The sequence below is a fragment of the Bradyrhizobium sp. SUTN9-2 genome, assembly GCF_003122645.1.
In the GTDB taxonomy this organism is placed as follows: Bacteria; Pseudomonadota; Alphaproteobacteria; order Rhizobiales; family Xanthobacteraceae; genus Bradyrhizobium; species Bradyrhizobium yuanmingense.
Genome location: NZ_LAXE01000001.1, coordinates 7,510,008 through 7,526,874, shown reverse-complemented (window position 1 = coordinate 7,526,874; position 16,867 = coordinate 7,510,008). Strand labels below are relative to the sequence as shown.

16 protein-coding genes and 1 tRNA gene are annotated in these 16,867 nt (G+C 64.3%); 12 read left to right on the top strand and 5 right to left on the bottom strand.

Features of this window, described 5'->3' with window-relative positions:
* Nucleotides 1-36 precede the first annotated feature (36 nt).
* Entirely contained in the window at nucleotides 37-732 is a 696-nt protein-coding gene (gene trhA / locus XF30_RS34845; protein ID WP_036009743.1) for a PAQR family membrane homeostasis protein TrhA, read from the bottom strand.
* Nucleotides 733-917: 185 nt separating this feature from the next.
* Here trhA and XF30_RS34840 point away from each other — a divergent pair, with 185 nt between their 5' ends.
* Nucleotides 918-2,387 carry a YcjX family GTP-binding protein gene (locus XF30_RS34840; RefSeq protein ID WP_109145219.1) on the top strand — a complete coding sequence of 490 codons (1,470 nt, stop codon included), beginning with the start codon at nucleotides 918-920 and terminating at the stop codon, nucleotides 2,385-2,387.
* Nucleotides 2,384-3,412 (top strand): YcjF family protein, encoded by a 1,029-nt coding sequence (locus XF30_RS34835; protein WP_109145218.1) that lies wholly within the window; start codon nucleotides 2,384-2,386, stop codon nucleotides 3,410-3,412. The genes XF30_RS34840 and XF30_RS34835 overlap by 4 nt, the downstream gene beginning before the upstream one ends.
* 19 nt (nucleotides 3,413-3,431) lie before the next feature.
* Here XF30_RS34835 and XF30_RS34830 read toward each other — a convergent pair whose 3' ends face one another.
* Together XF30_RS34830 and XF30_RS34825 are read right to left on the bottom strand one after the other, a co-directional pair.
* On the bottom strand, nucleotides 3,432-4,247 hold the full coding sequence (locus XF30_RS34830) for a DUF2927 domain-containing protein (RefSeq protein WP_192893341.1): 816 nt from the start codon (nucleotides 4,245-4,247) through the stop codon (nucleotides 3,432-3,434).
* Nucleotides 4,248-4,318: 71 nt separating this feature from the next.
* Nucleotides 4,319-4,897: a L,D-transpeptidase gene (locus XF30_RS34825; RefSeq protein WP_036009766.1), complete on the bottom strand. Its 579-nt coding sequence runs from the start codon at nucleotides 4,895-4,897 to the stop codon at nucleotides 4,319-4,321.
* A gap of 258 nt (nucleotides 4,898-5,155) precedes the next feature.
* Here XF30_RS34825 and XF30_RS34820 point away from each other — a divergent pair, with 258 nt between their 5' ends.
* The 6 genes from XF30_RS34820 (at nucleotide 5,156) to XF30_RS34795 (ending at nucleotide 9,863) form a co-directional block, all read left to right on the top strand.
* The gene (locus XF30_RS34820; protein WP_109145216.1) at nucleotides 5,156-6,703 is read left to right on the top strand and encodes an acetolactate synthase large subunit; all 1,548 of its coding nucleotides are present in this window, start codon (nucleotides 5,156-5,158) and stop codon (nucleotides 6,701-6,703) included.
* A gap of 152 nt (nucleotides 6,704-6,855) precedes the next feature.
* Nucleotides 6,856-7,374 carry a hypothetical protein gene (locus tag XF30_RS34815; RefSeq protein WP_036009755.1) on the top strand — a complete coding sequence of 173 codons (519 nt, stop codon included), beginning with the start codon at nucleotides 6,856-6,858 and terminating at the stop codon, nucleotides 7,372-7,374.
* Nucleotides 7,375-7,550: 176 nt separating this feature from the next.
* Nucleotides 7,551-7,886, top strand: coding sequence for a hypothetical protein (locus tag XF30_RS34810; protein ID WP_109145965.1), 336 nt, complete (start codon nucleotides 7,551-7,553; stop codon nucleotides 7,884-7,886).
* Nucleotides 7,887-8,022: 136 nt separating this feature from the next.
* The gene (locus XF30_RS34805; RefSeq protein WP_109145964.1) at nucleotides 8,023-8,526 is read left to right on the top strand and encodes a hypothetical protein; all 504 of its coding nucleotides are present in this window, start codon (nucleotides 8,023-8,025) and stop codon (nucleotides 8,524-8,526) included.
* A 55-nt stretch (nucleotides 8,527-8,581) separates the two neighbouring features.
* The gene (greA, locus tag XF30_RS34800; protein ID WP_036009784.1) at nucleotides 8,582-9,064 is read left to right on the top strand and encodes a transcription elongation factor GreA; all 483 of its coding nucleotides are present in this window, start codon (nucleotides 8,582-8,584) and stop codon (nucleotides 9,062-9,064) included.
* Nucleotides 9,065-9,188: 124 nt separating this feature from the next.
* A complete protein-coding gene (locus XF30_RS34795) occupies nucleotides 9,189-9,863 on the top strand; it encodes an SNARE-associated domain-containing protein (protein ID WP_109145215.1) in 675 nt (224 codons plus the stop codon).
* Nucleotides 9,864-9,911: 48 nt separating this feature from the next.
* Here the strand turns inward: XF30_RS34795 and XF30_RS34790 are convergent, their stop codons facing one another.
* Nucleotides 9,912-10,685: an SDR family NAD(P)-dependent oxidoreductase gene (locus tag XF30_RS34790; protein WP_109145214.1), complete on the bottom strand. Its 774-nt coding sequence runs from the start codon at nucleotides 10,683-10,685 to the stop codon at nucleotides 9,912-9,914.
* Nucleotides 10,686-10,973: 288 nt separating this feature from the next.
* On the opposite strand from XF30_RS34790, the gene XF30_RS34785 reads away from it, so the two are divergent.
* The 4 genes from XF30_RS34785 to XF30_RS34770 all read left to right on the top strand — a co-directional run bounded on the left by XF30_RS34785 (nucleotide 10,974) and on the right by XF30_RS34770 (nucleotide 15,981).
* The gene (locus tag XF30_RS34785; RefSeq protein ID WP_036009805.1) at nucleotides 10,974-14,006 is read left to right on the top strand and encodes a GAF domain-containing protein; all 3,033 of its coding nucleotides are present in this window, start codon (nucleotides 10,974-10,976) and stop codon (nucleotides 14,004-14,006) included.
* A gap of 14 nt (nucleotides 14,007-14,020) precedes the next feature.
* A complete protein-coding gene (locus XF30_RS34780) occupies nucleotides 14,021-14,410 on the top strand; it encodes a response regulator (protein WP_036009791.1) in 390 nt (129 codons plus the stop codon).
* Between the two features lie 118 nt (nucleotides 14,411-14,528).
* Entirely contained in the window at nucleotides 14,529-15,368 is an 840-nt protein-coding gene (locus XF30_RS34775) for a universal stress protein (RefSeq protein WP_109145213.1), read from the top strand.
* A 70-nt stretch (nucleotides 15,369-15,438) separates the two neighbouring features.
* Complete coding sequence (locus XF30_RS34770) at nucleotides 15,439-15,981, top strand: 2'-5' RNA ligase family protein (RefSeq protein WP_109145212.1); 543 nt, start codon at nucleotides 15,439-15,441, stop codon at nucleotides 15,979-15,981.
* Between the two features lie 575 nt (nucleotides 15,982-16,556).
* Here the strand turns inward: XF30_RS34770 and XF30_RS34765 are convergent.
* A tRNA-Val gene (locus tag XF30_RS34765) sits at nucleotides 16,557-16,631 on the bottom strand.
* Nucleotides 16,632-16,867 lie beyond the last annotated feature (236 nt).

The following is a 16,867-nucleotide window of genomic DNA, read 5'->3' as shown; positions in this document are numbered from 1 at the left end:
TCCTCTCGTCTTCTTATACCGCTTCGCGGAAACTTCTCAGCTCAACACGAGGTCGAGCACCGCGGTATAATGACATGCCGCGCCGGCCAAGACAAAGCCGTGCCAGATCGCATTCTGAAAGCGCAGCCGCCGCCAGGCGTGGAAGATCACGCCGAAGCTGTAGAGCAGGCCGCCGGCAAGAATGAAGCCCAGCACCAGCGTGGGCAACGCCCTGACCACGGCATCGTAGAGCATCATGCCGCTCCAGCCCATCGCGAGATAGATGCCGACCGAGACGCGGTCGAACCGGCCGGGATAGAGCAGCTTCAGCACGATGCCGAGGATTGCGACGCACCAGACGCCGGCCAGCAGCACCAACGCGAACACGCTGTCCTTCAGCTCCAGGATGAACGGCGTGTAGGTCGCGGCGATCAAGAGATAGATCGCGGAATGGTCGAAGCGGCGCAGCAGCCATTTGGCCGGCGAGACCGGCCAGAGATTATAGGTCGCCGACAGCACCAGCATCGAGAGCAGGCCGGCGACATAGACGGAGACGCCGACGATGTCGGTGGCGTCGGCATAGACCGCCGTCAGCACCACCAGCACCGTCGCGGCAATGATGCCCGCGAGCACGCCGATCCCGTGGACGATGCCGTCGGCGATCAGCTCGGCGCGATCGTAGTCCCAGCCGATCGCGTCGGCTGCGGCGTGGACGGAAGAGGATGCAAGCTGCTTCAACTGGAAGACGGTCATGGCAATCCGCAAAGGCTCGAGGCAATGCCCTCTAGATGGGTGTTTCAGGACCGGCGGGTCGTTCAAACGGCTGATTTGCCGAGAAAGGCGGTGGAAGTATGAAAGCTTGAATTTCTTCAGGCAATTGCCACTTTTGTGACTAATCCGTTTTGCGTATCCCTCGCCCGAGATCCCCTCACGTTCATATGGCATTCAGTTTCCAGGATATGGTCGAGGAAGCGCGGCTGTCGGCGCGGGCGCTGATCGACTATGGCGAGCACTTCTTCAACCCGACGGTGCGGCTTGGTGTCACCGGTCTGTCGCGCGCCGGTAAGACCGTATTCATCACCGCGCTGATCCATGGACTGACGCGTGGCGGCAGGTTTCCGGTGTTCGAGGCCTACGCCTCGGGCCGGATCGCGCGGGCGCACCTGGCGCCGCAGCCGGACGATGCCGTGCCGCGCTTTGCATATGAGAGCCATCTGCGCGCGCTGATCGAGGAACGGCGCTGGCCGAGCTCGACCGTGGACATCAGCGAGCTCAGGCTCGCGATCGACTACCAGCGCCCGAACGGCGCCGACCGCACGCTGACGCTCGACATCGTCGACTATCCCGGCGAATGGCTGCTGGACCTGCCGCTGCTCCACAAGAGCTACGAGCAATGGTCGGCGGAGAGCCTGGCGCTGTCGCGCGAGGCGCCGCGCGCGCATCTCGCGGCCGAGTGGCACAGTCATCTCGCGACGCTCAAGCCTGAAGCGCGCGAGGACGAGCAGGCGACGCTGACGGCCGCAAAGCTCTTCACCGATTATCTGCGCGCCTGCCGCGACGAGCGGTTTGCGATGAGCCTGTTGCCGCCCGGTCGCTTCCTGATGCCCGGCAATCTCGCCGATACGCCGGCGCTGACCTTTGCGCCGCTGGACGTGCCTGCGGGCGGGCAGGCGGGTGAGGGATCGCTGTGGGCGATGATGGTGCGGCGCTTCGAAGCTTACAAGGACGTCGTGGTGCGGCCGTTCTTCCGCGATCATTTCGCGCGGCTCGACCGCCAGATCGTGCTGGCCGATGCGCTCGCCGCGTTCAACTCCGGCCCCGAGGCGCTGCACGATCTCGAAGCGGCGCTCGCGGGCATTCTCGACTGCTTCAACATCGGCCGCAGCACGATCTTCTCCAGCCTGTTCCGGCCGCGCATCGACCGCATCCTGTTCGCGGCGACCAAGGCGGATCATCTGCATCATTCCAGCCACGACCGGCTCGAGGCGGTGCTGCGCCGCGCCGTCTCGCGCGCCGTTGCGCGCGCGGAAAACACCGGCGCGGCGATCGACGTCGTGGCGCTCGCCGCCGTGCGCGCCACGCGCGAAGCACAGGTGGCGCACGGACGCGACAAGTTGCCGTCGATCCTGGGAACACCTGCCGCGGGCGAAAGCGCCGGCGGCGAGTTCTTCGACGGCAACACCGAGGTTGCGACCTTTCCGGGCGATCTGCCGCTCGATCCCGAGCCGCTGTTCAATGGGACGGATGCGTTCCGCGGGCTCGCGTCGGAGGCGGCCGGGAACAGCGATTTCCGCTTCCTGCGCTTCCGCCCGCCGAAGCTCGAACGCGAGGGTGCCGACGAGCCGACGCTGCCACACATCCGCCTCGACCGTGCCTTGCAGTTCCTGATCGGAGACAAGCTCGCATGAACGACCGATCGAAGCCCCGGCGGCCGGCGACGTTCCGGCTCGATGATCCCGGCGTCGTCGTCGCCGAGGCCGACGAGACCGGCCGTCTCGGTCGCGCCACCATCCAGATCACGCCGGAGCCCGACCCGGCGATGCTGCCGGTGCCGGTGCACGCCGCAGTCCCGGCGCGGCGCGGCTTTCCCTGGGGCACGCTGTTCTGGTCGGGGCTCGCCGGATTGACGCTGCTCGGTACCGGGCTCGGCGTGGTGCATCTGGTCGAGGATCTGTTCGCGCGCAGCCAGACGCTCGGCTTCGTTGGACTTGCCTTCGCCGCCGTCACCGCGCTGGCGCTTGCGGTGGTGATCGGGCGCGAGGCGTTCGGCCTCGCGCGTCTTGCGACCATCGAGAAGCTGCACCAACGCGCAGCTTCCGTGCTGGCCAGCGACGATCGCAAGGAGAGCCGCGTCATCGTCCAGGACCTGCTCAAGATCGCGCACCAGAATCCGCAGCTGGCGCGCGCCCGCGCGACGCTGGAGAGCCACGCCGGCGAGATCATCGACGGCGCCGACATGATCCGTCTCGCCGAGCGCGAGCTGATGTCGCCGCTGGACGCCGAGGCGCGGCGGCTGGTGTCGTCAGCGGCGCAAAAGGTCTCGATCGTGACGGCGGTGAGCCCGCGCGCCGCCATCGACGTGCTGTTCGTGTTCGTGGCGGCGCTGCGCCTGATCCGCCAGCTCGCTTATCTCTATGGCGGCCGCCCAGGCGCGCTCGGCATGATCCGCCTGCTTCGCCACGTCATCGCCCATCTCGCCATCACCGGCGGCATGGCCGCGAGCGACAGCCTGGTGCAGCAGATGCTCGGCCACGGCATCGCCGCGAAGCTGTCGCAGCGCTTGGGTGAAGGCGTGCTGAACGGGCTGCTGACCGCGCGACTGGGATTGGCCGCGATCGATGTGACGCGGCCGCTGCCGTTCGCGGCCCTGCCGCCGCCGAAGCTGTCGGATCTGGCGACGGATCTGCTGCGGAAGAAAGACGCCGACGAGTAGATCGCTCCCTTGGACCGCCTCACTCCTTCAGATTATTCGCCCGCTTCACCCAGGCGCGCACGTCCTTGAGGACGGCGGGAAGCACGGCCTTGACCTCCGCCACGGTCATGCCCGCCTTGATGCGGGGATCGTACAGCAGGTTGAGGATGTACTGGTCGTAGACGTCGAAATAGCCCATCGAGACGTTGTCGTTGAACATGGTCCAGGGCACGCTCGTGGTGTCGTTGATCGGCCCGAGCGATTGCAGCAGCTCCTCATAGGCGCAATCGAGGAAGGTGAAATCGCCGTTGTCGACGGTGAGGATGACGTCGGAATGCTCGATCTCGAAATTGTCGTTCTTGCGGAAGCCGGACAGGCATTGCGGATCGAGCGAGGAGCGGATCTCGCGCGCCTTCTCGGCGCCGTAGAAGCTCGAGATGGTGCGGAAGAGATCGCGGTCGCGCACCAGCTTCACGCGCACATTCGCCGCTTCGTTGGTGTCGATCATGGCGATGTCGAGATGCTGCACGCGCTTGCCGATGTCGGCCACGACCTTGGCGAGCTGCGTCTTGCGATCCTCGCGGTCGCTCTCGGCGTAGACGCGTACCGGCCCGTCGAACTTGCGGATGCGGTCGACGCGGCCGGCAAGATGGTATTCGGCGCCGAATGCCGTCTTCAGGAAGCCTTCGATGATCTCGCCGTCGGTGAAGCTCTTCTTCTCGGCGCGCTGGCGCGAGGACACCGCGGGCAGCTCGGCGGCGGCAGCCATGGGTGCGATGTCAGGCGCGCAGGCGAGCGTCGCGAGGGCCAGCAGGGCGAAGCGAAAGCCGGGCGAGGGCGGGACGAATGCGCTCATCGTGCTGTGACGCTGCCGCATTCGCCCCGCGTGCACAAGAGCGCAAATTCACGCGCCGCGCGGGTTCCTGGTCAGTTGTTCAGCACCACCACCGGGGTGCCGATCGAGACGCGGCTATAGAGGTCGGTGACGTCGTCGTTGGTCATGCGGAAGCAGCCCGAGGAGACGGCCTGACCGATCGTCTCCGGCTCGTTGGAGCCGTGGATGCGGTACAGCGTCGAGCCCAGATACATGGCGCGGGCGCCGAGCGGGTTGTCGATGCCGCCCTTCATGTGGCGCGGCAGGTCCGGCCGGCGCGCCAGCATCTGCGAGGGCGGCGTCCAGTCCGGCCATTCCCTCTTGGCGGTGATCCTGTGCACCCCGGCCCAGCGGAAGCCGTCGCGGCCGACGCCGATGCCGTAGCGCAGCGCCTGCCCGTTCCCGAGCACCAAATAGAGCCGCCGCTCGGCGGTGTTCACCACGACGGTGCCCGGGGCGTAGCTGCCGTTATACATGACGGTGGTGCGGGGGATCGGGCTCGCGCCGCCGCGGCCGATATAGCTGGTGGAACTGGTGCCCGTGAAGTCTATCATCCCCGTCGCGGACGCGTCGGCTGCGCCAGCCAGCAGCAGCGCCATTGCGGCCATCGGTGCGGCAAAAAACCGGATCATCATCTCCCCCAGAAAAAATCGATTCAACCGGACCCAGAGGCCATATTTGCGCACGTTTCGCAAGCCACGGGCCCGTGAGGGCCGCATCGTTAACGACTGACGTTACCAAATCGCAACTGCGCCAATTTGCTGGAAAACGTTAGCCAAATCCGTGCGTCGTCACGCGGGGCAGGGCCGCAATGCCCGCTATTGCTTTGACGCGCCGCGCGAACAATGATTGACCGAACGGATCACTGGCAGGTTGCGGGAGCAGACAGAATGAACGGTGCGGAAAGCCTGGTGCGGACGATGGTCAAGGGCGGGGTGGACGTCTGCTTCACCAACCCCGGCACCTCCGAGATGCATTTCGTCGCGGCGCTCGACCGTGTCCCCGGCATGCGCTGCGTGCTCGGCCTGTTCGAAGGCGTGGTGACGGGCGCGGCCGACGGCTATTTCCGCATGAAGGGCACGCCGGCCTCGACCCTGCTGCATCTCGGCCCCGGCCTCGCCAACGGCCTTGCCAATCTGCACAATGCCAAGAAGGCCAATTCCGGCATCGTCAACATCGTCGGCCAGCACGCCGTCTACCACATCGGCTACAACGCGCCGCTGACCTCCGACATCGAGGGCCTGGCCCGGCCGATGTCGTCCTGGGTCCGCACCTCGCCGGATGCCAAATCGGTCGCCGCGGACGGCGCCGCCGCCATTGCCGCCGCGAAAAGTGCGCCGCCGCAGATCGCGACCCTGATCCTGCCCGCCGACACCGCCTGGAACGAGGCCGACGGCATCGCCGAGGTTCCGGCCGAGCAGCAGCGCGCCGGCTATTCGCCGCAGGCGGTCGAGCAGGCCGCAAAGATCCTGCATGGCGACGGCGAAGGCACGCTGCTCCTGATGACCGGCAGCGCGCTGAGCGCGCAGGGTCTGGCGCTGGCCGAGCGCATCGCCGGCAAGACCGGCTGCACCGTGATGGGCCCGACCTTCCGTCCGAAGATGGCGCGCGGCCGTGGCCGTTTCTCGATCGACCGCATCCACTACGTCATCGATCAAGCCCTGCCGATGCTGGCGAAATTCCGTCACATCGTGCTGGTCGAGTCCGACGACCCCGTGGCGTTCTTCGCCTATCCGAACAAGCCGAGCATGCTCAAGCCGCAGGGCTGCGAGGTGCATCGCATGACCTCCTGGGGCGAGAATTCGGTCGCCGCGCTCGAGGCACTCGCCGGCGCCGTGAAGGCCAGCACCAGGGACGTCAAGCCGCAGGCTCTGGCTGAGCTGGTCAAGCCGACCGGCGCGCTCACCTTCGCCTCGATCGCGCAGGCCATTGCCTGTGCGATCCCCGAGAACGCGATCATGGTCGACGAATCCCTCACCACCGGCCGCGGCTTCTTCCCGCCGACGGCGGCGGCCGCCCCGCACGACTGGCTGCAGAACATGGGCGGCTCGATCGGCTTCTCGACGCCGCTGTCGATCGGTGCCGCGATCGCCTGCCCGGACCGCAAGGTGATCACCATGGTCGGCGACGGCAGCGCGATGTACACGATCCAGTCGCTGTGGACCCAGGCACGCGAGAACCTCGACATCATCACCATCGTGTTCGCCAACCGCATCTACCAGATCCTGCGCGGCGAGTTCGACAATGTCGGCGCCGGCGAGCCCGGCCAGCGCGCCAATGACATGCTCCGCCTCGACCGCCCGACCCTGGACTTCGTGGCGCTGGCCAAGGGCATGGGCGTTCCCGGCCGCGCCGTCACCAACGCCGACGAGTTCAACAAGGCGCTGGCAGAGGCCGTCGCCGAGCCCGGCCCGCGCCTGATCGAAGTTCAGATGTAGACCGGACCGATTGCGCCGCGAATTCCGGTCTCATGTAGCCCGGATGGAGCGTAGCGTAATCCGGGGCTGGTGTGTTTTGCGAGAGTCCCGGATTGCGCTACGCTTCATCCGGGCTACCAACTTGGCGCGCACGTGATGGACCCGGAGGCACGATGCAGACCGAGCTGAATAAGGTGATCGCGGCTGTCAGGGACTTCTACGCCCACGAGGGTTTCCTGTTCGAGAAGGACGTCGGCGAGCGGGCGGTCACGCACCGTTTCGCCGTGCATCTGGAGAAGCAGTTCTCGGGCTGGTCGGTCGACTGCAACTACGACCGGCTCGGCGAGCGCACGCTGCATCTGCCGCACGGCACCATCATCTCGACCGACGACCATCTCGGCAAATCGATCTACCCCGATGTCGTCGTGCATCAGCGCGAGATCCCGAACAATCTGCTCGCCGTGGAAATCCGCAAGGCGAGCAACCACACGCCGCTCGATCACGACCAGCACAAGCTGCGGGCGCTGACCGACGTCCATGTCTGGTTTCCCTATTGGATCGGCCTGCTCCTGGTGCTGGACAGGCAACATGTGACGATGTCGGAGGTCTATGTCAGCGGTGCCGTCGACGAGCCGCTGTCACGCTGGTTCGCCTCGCGACTGGAGGAGACCGGCCGCGCAGCTCGCGCATAGCCGAGCGCGCCATTGCGCACCTGCGCACGCTGCGAGGTCGTGAAGGCAGACCATGCCGGGAGTGTGACCCCCACCACAGTTCCGGCGTGCGATCGGGCCTATCGTGGGCGGACTTGCACGCGTCGATGCCGGAGGCCTACGCTGGCTCATTCGGATCAGGCATTTTGGAGGTTCTGATGCAGAAATCGTATTTGCTGGCTGCGACGGCAGCGCTGATGCTCATGATGCAATCGCCGCTCGCGCTGGCGCAGGGCGCGCCGGCCACGGGCGGAACCGCCGCGCCTGCCGCGACAAGCACTGCGCCGGCTGCGACGACCACAGCGCCAAGCGCGACCACCGACACGTCCAGCCAGCCTACTGACGGCAAGAAGAGCGCGTCGAAGAAGCCGGCGAAGAAGATGACCCGCCAGCAGGAGATCGATCATTCGGTCGACACCGGCACCGTGCCGGCGCGCTATCGCAGCTCGGTGCCCAAGCGGTACCACCAATACATTCCGTTCGCTAAGCAGTAACGGATCGCACCGTGGCGCGACGTGATCGAACGTGGTGCCGCCGATCATTCGGCGGCGTCCGGCCCTCCATTGCGCCACATCGCCGGTGGCGGTCTGCGCGAGCGGTGCTAGAGTAGGCCGAAGCCCGGGGGGAATGATGAGCGACGAGGTGAAGGATGCCGGCCTTGTGGCCATGATCAGCAGCATCCTGGGAGGCAACAAGCGCGCAGACCCTGTTGCACCGCCTCCGCTCGCCGAGGTCCCGCCGATCGTGCCGGCGGATCCCGTGGAGCCGGCCGCGACGTCCAGGTCCGAGTCCAAGCCCGAGTTCAGGTCCGATGCGGCCGAAGCCGAGAGCGCGCCCGATGCCGCAGCGGCGGCCGCCGAGCCGGCCGAGCCGCCCGCGCAAATCGCAACCACGCGGGACGGCAAGCGGCTGCTGCCGGCGGAGGCGATCGCCGATCTCGTGCTCGGCGAGCTGCGCAAGCTGGACAACTTCCCGAGTTCCGGCGTCTCGGTCACGGTCTATGGTTACCGGCACTGGAACGCGATGCTCACTTTCGCGCCGTTCTCCACCAGTTTCCAGAACGCAACCCGGTTCCGCCAGGCCGTGCCGGACCTCGTCTTCAAGCTCCGCCGTTTCGTCGAACTTGAGATATAATCTCGGTCGTCGGCGCCATGGCGTCGCAAGCGAAACAGTTCGACAGGATCTTCAATTGAGCGTCGCCTTCACCAAGGAAGAGAGCGCCGAAACCGCGTCCGAGACGCTGTTGCCGGACCGCCCGATCTCGCCGCATCCGAACCTCGTGACGGAAGCAGGCTTCAACGCATTGCAGGCGCAGCTCGCCGAAGCGCGGGCGGCCTATGAAGCCGCGCAAGCCATCGAGGACGTAAACGAGAAGCGCCGGCAGTCCGCCGTGCCCCTGCGCGATCTCCGCTATCTCACGGAACGCTTGCGCACGGCGCAGGTGATGCCCGATCCTGTCGCGACCGAAATCGTTGCGTTCGGCAGCACCGTGAGCTTCAGCCGTGCTGACGGCCGCGTCCAGACCTACCGCATCGTCGGCGAGGACGAAGCCGATCCCAAGGCCGGCTCGATCTCGTTCGTCGCTCCCGTCGCGAGGTCGCTGATGGGCAAGGCGGTCGGCGACGTCGTCGGTTCAGGTGCGCAGGAGATCGAGATCCTGTCGATTGCGTAGGGGTGCGCAAGCCGAGGTGAGTTGCGTGGCAAAGAGCGCCATCGACAGCAGCAACCCCATTCGCCTAAAGCAGATCCGGAACAGCGCGAGGCCGTCGTCTCCGCCAAACGAAGTTGATGATTGGATGAGACGGTTCTTGTCTGGAGCCTTGCCGTTCTATGCGCTGGCGGGCCTCGCCATGTGCATGTACCTCGTTCTCTACAGGACGAGCCTGTTCGACCTGAACGCCATCGTCCATGGCGCGGCCGGGTCGGCATGGTTTCCAGTCTTCATGTTCGCCTGCGTGCTGGTGGAAGCGGTCTTCCCGTATTTCGGCTATTTTCCCGGCACCGCCCTCATCCTGATGTCCGTGGCGCTCAGTCCGAAGGCCGTGGACGGCTCCGTCTTCCTCGCGGCGTGGCTCGCCATCATCCTGGGCGCCGTTCTCAGCTATGGACAAGCGCGTTTCTTCAGGCCGTTTCTGCAGCGGGTGGCCTCGAAGGCGGCCTTGCGCCGATGCGAGTCCCTGTTCGACGCCTATGGCCGCTATGCGCGCATTGCCTTGTTCGTTCATCCCAACGCCTGTTCGATGTATTTCACGGCCCTCGGACTGCTCGGCCGCAGCCTGACGCGCGAGCTCGCTTATCTCTGCGTGGGTGCCGCGGCCGCAGTGGGCATTCTGTTCGTCATCGTATCCCGGCTGGTGTCGTCCATCGGCCCCACCGACGATGGCGAATTGCAGGTGCTGCTGGCAGCCGCGCTGGTCGCCATGGGGACACTGATCGGTCTCTACACGGCCTGGCGGCCGAAGGCCGCCTGAAGCCTGCTTCGTCATTGCGAGTCTGCAATGACAACGAATCGTTGTGCGTCACTCCTCCGGCAGCTCGACGCCCGTCAGCTCGGTCAATTTGCCGATGAGCCGGTCCTGAAACCTCGGATCGGTCGCCTCACGGGCCGGCGCTTGCTGCTCGAGGCGATGCCAGTAGCGCCCGCTCACGAGGGCCGTGGGATCCTCGCTGACTGCCAGCCAGGTCTGGGTCCGTTGCCCGGTGTCTATATCGACCGGGGCGCCCGCGCCGCCCATCTTCGTGCGCACCCAACCGGGATCGACGGCGTTGCAGAGGACGTCGGGCCACCGCCGCGCCAGCGCGTAGGCGAGCGCGACGACGTGCAGCTTGCTCTCGGCATAGGCCGTGGCGGCGTTCCAGGCCCGCTTGGTCCAATCGACGTCGTCGAGCGAGCCCTCTCCGCCGCGGTGCAATCCGCTGCTGAGATAAATCAATCGAGCGGGCCGCGCGATCAGAGCCGTCAGCATGAACGGCGCAAGCGTGTTGATGGCCAGCGTCTCGGCATGGCCTTCCGGCGTCGCGCCGCGGCTCGGCCGCGTGTAGACGCCGGCGTTGTGAATGACCGCATCCATGCGCCCGATCGCGTTGACCTGGTCGGCGATGCTCCGCGTCTCCGCCGCGCTCCTGAGATCGCCGATCACCAATCCCTTCGCACGCGAAGTGAGGCCGCCGAGAGCCGCGGCACGATCGGCTGAACGCGCGTGCAGCACCACGCGGTGCCCCTGATCGAGCAGCGATTGGGCCGCCGCCCGGCCGAGGCCATCGGTGCTGCCGGTGATGAATATGGTCGCCATGGGGCTCTCCTAGGTGTTTCGGGACGCAATCCACGGCGCTCGCGGCACGTGGGTCCCGGGATCCCCCTGGCGCCAGCACCAGGCGGACCCGAGGTAAATCGGCCTCCAGCGGCATTGTGTGAAACTTGCCGCTTCAGTCGATCACGAGGACGAATTGACGCGTAGTCGATCGAAAATCAACTCACGGTATGTCTGGTCGGAAGCACCTGATGGTGAAATAATTCCCGGCGCTTTCTTGATTAAATTTTGACGTCGGCCGCGAACCGGCTGCCGACACGGATTTTCATCATGGCCGCGCTTCCTCAGGGCGTTGTGGCGGAATTGCAGCAGGAGAACGCGCGGCTCCTGGCCGAGTTGCGCGCCGCACAAGATCGCGAGACCGCCACCGCGGACATTCTCAAGATCATTGCCAGCTCGCCATCGGAGGTGAAGCCGGTATTCGATGCAATCGCGAGGCGCGCAAATGCCTTGCTCGGCGGCTTTTCGACGACCGTATTCCGCTTCATCGACGGCAATGCCCACTTGGCGGCGTTCACGCCGACGAATTCTGCCGCCGATGAAGCTTTGAAGAAGATGTTTCCGCGTCCGATCACCGATTTCGAGAGTTTTGCGAGGACACAGGCGGGCAAGGTGGTGCCGACCCCCGATACGGAAGCGTTGACGAACGAGATCAAATTCATCGCGCGCGCCCGCGGCTTTCGCAGCATGTTGTTCGTTCCGCTCGCGACTGGCGGCGTGGTGATCGGCATGATCAGCGTCACGCGGGCAGAGCCGGGGGCCTTCGCTCCGCATCACGTGCAGCTTCTGCAGACCTTCGCCGACCAGGCCGTCATCGCCATAGAGAACGTGCGGCTGTTCGACGAGGTGCAGGCGCGTACCGACGACTTGCGGGAATCGCTGCAGCAGCAGACCGCGACCGCCGATGTGTTGAAAGTCATCAGTCGCTCCGCGTTCGATTTGCAAACGGTTCTCGACACGCTGACGGAATCGGCGGCGTCGCTGTGTGGGGCCGACATGGCGGCAATCCTCCGGCAGGACGCCGATGGCTCCTTCTATCACGCAACTCGGTACAATTTCTCGCCGGAGTGGGCCAAGGTCTCGGCGGGCGTTCGGCTCAATGCTGGACGCGGTAGCCTCGTTGGGCGCGTCCTGCTGTGCGGCAAGGCTGTTCAGATTCCGGATGTCCTGGCCGATCCCGACTATGCCTATCCCGAGCAACAGAGGGCCGGCGGTTACCGCACCCTTCTGGGCGTACCCCTGCTGCGGTCCGGAGAAGTGATCGGCGTGCTATTCCTGGGCCGCAAGACCGCGAACTCGTTCACGGACAAGCAGATCGACCTGGTCTCCACTTTCGCTGATCAGGCCGTGATCGCGATTGAGAATGTGCGGCTGTTCGATGAGGTACAGGCGAAGACGCGCGATCTCGCCGAATCGCTCCAGCAGCAAACTGCGACCGCCGACGTGCTGAAGGTGATCAGCCGCTCGACCTTCGACCTGCAAACCGTGCTCGACACGCTGGTCGATTCGGCGGCACGGCTGTGCGAGGCGGAGATGGCCTTCATCATGCGCCGCGAGGGCGATGAATATCAGGCCGGAGCAGCGGTCGGGTTTTCCGAGGACTACATTGCCTTTCTGCGGGCTCATCCGATCGCTCCCGGCCGGGGCACGGTCACGGGTCGAGCCGTCCTCGAACGCCGTCCGGTGCAAATCCTCGACGTCGCTGCCGATCCCGAATACGGCCTGGAGGCGTCGATCACGATCGCTGGTCAGCGCACGGCGCTCGGTGTTCCCCTTCTGCGCGAAAATGAGCCGATCGGCGCGATCGTGGTCGCCCGCAAGCGCGTGCAGCCCTTCACCGAAAAGCAGATCGAACTCGTCGCCACCTTTGCCGACCAGGCGGTGATCGCCATTGGCAATGTGCGTCTGTTCGAGCAATTGAATGAATCGCTGGCGCGGCAGACGGCAACGTCGGAGGTGCTGGAGATCATAAGCGCTTCATCGGGCGCGCTCGCTCCGGTCTTCCACAAGATGCTGGAGAATGCGACGCGAATTTGCGGCGCCGGCTTTGGCACCATGAATCTGTACGAGGAGGGCGGCTTTCGCACGGTCGCATTGCACAACGCGCCGCAAGCTTATGTCGATACCCGGCTCTACCAGAACATTCGCCCACATCCCGCGAGCGGGCTCGGCACCGTCGAGAAGAGTCATCAGACCGTTCATATCGACGACATCAGGACGCAGCCGCCCTATATCGAAGGCAACCCCAATGTTCGCGCGCTCGCTGACCTTGCCGGCGCAAGGACCCTCGTCATCGTTCCCATGCTCAAGGAAGATGAGCTGATTGGCACGATCACGATCTTCCGCCAGGAAGTGAAACCCTTCACAGACAAGCAGATCGAGCTCGTGTCCAACTTCGCACACCAGGGCGTGATCGCGATCGAGAATGCACGCCTGCTGAATGAACTGCGCGAGCGCACCATGGAATTGTCGCAATCGCTCGAGGAATTGCGAAATACGCAGGATCGGCTGGTCCAGACCGAGAAGCTTGCCTCGCTCGGGCAACTCACCGCCGGCATTGCGCACGAGATCAAGAACCCGCTCAATTTCGTCAACAATTTTGCTGCGCTGTCCTCCGAACTGACCGACGAGCTCGGCGACGCGCTGCGCTCAGCCGGCCTCGGCGAGGTGGAAAGGCAGGACATCGACGCGCTGATCCACATGCTGCAAGGTAACCTGGAAAAGATCGTGCAGCACGGAACGCGCGCCGATTCCATTGTCAAGAATATGCTTCTGCACTCCCGCGAGGGGTCCGGCGAACGCCGCGCGGCGGAGATCAACGCCATCCTCGAAGAAAGTCTCAATCTGGCCTATCACGGAGCCCGCGCTGAAAGAGCCGGCTTCAATATCACGCTTGAAAGAAAACTCGATCCGTCTGCGGGAGCCCTCGAGCTGTATCCGCAGGAAATCACGCGGGTGTTCCTCAATCTGGTTTCAAACGGTTTCTACGCGGCCAGCAAACAAAAGGAGGTCGTCGGTGACGGCTTCGAGCCAAGGCTGCGTGCGACGACCACAGACCTCGGCGGCGCCGTCGAAATTCGCATTCGCGACAATGGCACCGGCATCCCGGCCGACGTCAGAGAGAAGATATTCAATCCATTCTTCACGACCAAGCCGGCCGGCGAAGGAACTGGCCTTGGGCTTTCGATCTGCCACGACATCATCGTGAAGCAGCACGGCGGCAGCATCGAGGTCGATACCGAGCCGGGCGAATATACCGAGTTCATTATTACGCTGCCGCGTACGCGGGCGGCACCATTGTAGAGCGGAGGCAGAAATTGAGCGTCTATATCATGGTGGTCGACGACGAGCCCGATGTCGAGGCGCTGTTCCGCCAGCAGTTTCGGCGCGATCTGCGCGCCGGTCGTTTTCTGATGGAGTTTGTATCCTCGGCGCCCCTGGCATTGCAGCGCGCGGCCGAGATTGCGGATGCCACCCTGATTCTGATCCTGTCCGACATCAACATGCCCGGAATGAGCGGACTGGAGATGCTGCCTATCGTGCGCTCGGCCCGCCCCGATGTACCGGTTATCATGATCACGGCCTACGGTGATGCCGAGACCAAGCGCAAGGCGCTGGAGAAGGGCGCCGCCGACCTGTTGACCAAGCCAATCGACTTCGCCGCGCTGCGCCAGGAGATCGATGCGAGGCTTGAGCAGGCCGCATGATTGCAACCGTTGACGGTGGCAAACCAGAGCGGCTCGCAAAGTGAAGGTGTTGCAGACGCCGCCCCAATTGAGAGCATGCATCCGCCGTCAATCTTCGTCAGAAAATCGGAGATTCGAAATGAAGACGCTGCTGGTCCCGCTTCAGAATATTCCGATGATGACAGCTACGCTCGCTGTGGCCGTAGGCCTAGCGCGTCGCACCGGCGCCTATATCGAAGGCTTTCCACTCCGGTTCGGCATCCCTCAATATGCGGCCGCCGAATTGGCCACCGGCATTCTCCTGGACACGTATCAAGTGAAGAGCGAAGCCGAACTGAACGACATGCGCAGCTTTTTCGAAGCATTCATGCTGAAGCATGATGTTCCCCGCGCCACCGCAGGGTCGAACCCGCCTTGCTTCGGCTGGCTGGAGACCGCGCCTGAGGGCGAAGACTTTGTCGGAAGTTATGGGCGCGCTTTCGATCTGATCGTGATGGCGCGGTCTGACATTGATGCGGTGGGCCCTCACCGCCGCGCGATTGAGTCCGCGCTGTTTGAGAGCGGCAGGCCCGTTCTACTGGCGCCGTCGAATGGACCAAGAAGCGTCGCAACAAACATTATGATCCACTGGAACGGGAGTACCGAGCAAGCTCGGGCAAACGCATTTGCCATGCCGTTGCTTCGTCTGGCCGAAAGGGTATCGATCCTAACCGTTGTCGGCGGCCAAGCGGTGCCAGGACCGTCTGCCGGTCAGATCGCTCGGCAACTCCAATACAATGGCATTGCGGCCAGCTTGATCAGCGTTGAGCTGGACGGGCGCGAAACTGGTGAGGCGGTCCTCGATGCCGCCAGGGCACACGGTTGCGATCTATTGATCAAAGGAGCTTTCACCCGCACGCGGCTACGGCAGATGATATTCGGTGGAGCGACCAGCTATATCATGGAGCACGCGGATATCTCCGTCCTTATGGCTCACTAGCGCGCAAAAGGCCTGGTTTTATCGCCATTGGTGAGGCAAAAATCCATTGCTTTACAGAGCAACCAAGCGCATGGCTTTGGCTATCAACATTCGGTCCGACCATTCCTCCGCAGAGCGCATCGAAGCCTTGTGGGATGAAGTTGCCGCGTTTGAGAGCCAGCCTTCGATGAGGGGGCTCGGTTATCGGCCGCATTTCACATTCGCCATTTATGATGCGCCCGAGATTACCGCGAAGACCGCGTGGGAGACCATGCTCCGCGCAGTTGGAGGCGAAGGGCCATTGCAGGTCGCGTTCAGGCGAATTTGTTGGTTCGCAGGTCCGCCGCTCGTGCTCTGGGCGGAGCCGGAGTTCGATGAAACGCTCGTCCGGTGGCACGCTTCCATCAGCGCTGCAATCGATCCAGCCTTGTGTCGGCTGCATTATCGGCCGGAAAACTGGCGACCTCATTGCACGCTCGGCACACAAATCGCCGACGCAAAGCGCGATGACGCGATCGCTTTCGCGCAGTCATTCAGCGGCAGCATCAGCGTGCTGTTCGACGTCGTGGATTGCGTTTCTTTTCCGCCTGTGCGCGTGGCTGCGGAGCAGAGATTGCCGGTTCGGGCTCCATGAAGTGGTGATCATTCGTCGAGCCCGCAGATCATTTGTAATCGATCCGGATCGAGCCGACCTTCTCATCGCCGGATGAAGCCTCCCTCGACCCCTGGCATCATCGCAATTTCGACGACGTTGCTCCCGCGCCAGCTGGGTAGTATCTCCGCGTGACAAATCCTTCGAGTGCGAACCAGATGAGACCAACCATGGCCGCGATTCCGATGCCGGCCACAGCAAGCACCGCGATCGCGATTCGCATCCAGAGTTTCGAAGGAGGGCGAGGGGAGCGTCATCCAGCTCATCCCTGAATCTCTGAGCCGGCAATGCCGTGCGGGCCCTCAGGCGCAGCATGCTCATCGAGCGCGCGCCGATGATGCCATCATGCCCCTGTTTTGCCCGACGGAGCAAGAAAAATTCGGAAAAGTCGCAACCCATTGATCCGACTGAGGTCGGCTACTGTGCATGGGGTTGTTTTCGAGTTTTTGACAGAGCGGAAGCAAGACCCGCAGTCCGGCTACGCTCTTCGAGCTACGCCGGACACGCTTCGCTGCCATTGGGGGTGGCTGCGCCACGCGAAGCCTCTTGGCGAAGCGTGGTGGGCGCACAAGGGATCGAACCTTGGACCTCTCCCGTGTGAAGGGAACGCTCTCCCGCTGAGCTATGCGCCCGGGACCATCATGCAGGCGGCCGCAACCTTAGGCCGGCCGGCACATCGGAGCCCGCGATTTAGAAGTGCCGGCCGAAGGTGTCAAGTTTTCAAGCCGTCGCCGGGGCGGAAAACCTTCGTCAGGTCGCGCCTTCCGCAGGGGAAGCCGGATTTTGGGCGGTTACGCGCCCTGCTGGCGGGCGCGGGAGGCGTGGGCCTGGAGCGCGCGGATGCGCTCGGCCAGCGTTCCACCGCCTT

Coding starts and splice junctions, on each gene's coding strand:
- trhA (WP_036009743.1), bottom strand. CDS start 732: ATGACCGTCTTCCAGTTGAAGCAGCTTGCATCCTCTTCCGTCCACGCC.
- XF30_RS34840 (WP_109145219.1), top strand. CDS start 918: ATGGCATTCAGTTTCCAGGATATGGTCGAGGAAGCGCGGCTGTCGGCG.
- XF30_RS34835 (WP_109145218.1), top strand. CDS start 2,384: ATGAACGACCGATCGAAGCCCCGGCGGCCGGCGACGTTCCGGCTCGAT.
- XF30_RS34830 (WP_192893341.1), bottom strand. CDS start 4,247: ATGAGCGCATTCGTCCCGCCCTCGCCCGGCTTTCGCTTCGCCCTGCTG.
- XF30_RS34825 (WP_036009766.1), bottom strand. CDS start 4,897: ATGATCCGGTTTTTTGCCGCACCGATGGCCGCAATGGCGCTGCTGCTG.
- XF30_RS34820 (WP_109145216.1), top strand. CDS start 5,156: ATGAACGGTGCGGAAAGCCTGGTGCGGACGATGGTCAAGGGCGGGGTG.
- XF30_RS34815 (WP_036009755.1), top strand. CDS start 6,856: ATGCAGACCGAGCTGAATAAGGTGATCGCGGCTGTCAGGGACTTCTAC.
- XF30_RS34810 (WP_109145965.1), top strand. CDS start 7,551: ATGCAGAAATCGTATTTGCTGGCTGCGACGGCAGCGCTGATGCTCATG.
- XF30_RS34805 (WP_109145964.1), top strand. CDS start 8,023: ATGAGCGACGAGGTGAAGGATGCCGGCCTTGTGGCCATGATCAGCAGC.
- XF30_RS34795 (WP_109145215.1), top strand. CDS start 9,189: ATGAGACGGTTCTTGTCTGGAGCCTTGCCGTTCTATGCGCTGGCGGGC.
- XF30_RS34790 (WP_109145214.1), bottom strand. CDS start 10,685: ATGGCGACCATATTCATCACCGGCAGCACCGATGGCCTCGGCCGGGCG.
- XF30_RS34785 (WP_036009805.1), top strand. CDS start 10,974: ATGGCCGCGCTTCCTCAGGGCGTTGTGGCGGAATTGCAGCAGGAGAAC.
- XF30_RS34775 (WP_109145213.1), top strand. CDS start 14,529: ATGAAGACGCTGCTGGTCCCGCTTCAGAATATTCCGATGATGACAGCT.
- XF30_RS34770 (WP_109145212.1), top strand. CDS start 15,439: ATGGCTTTGGCTATCAACATTCGGTCCGACCATTCCTCCGCAGAGCGC.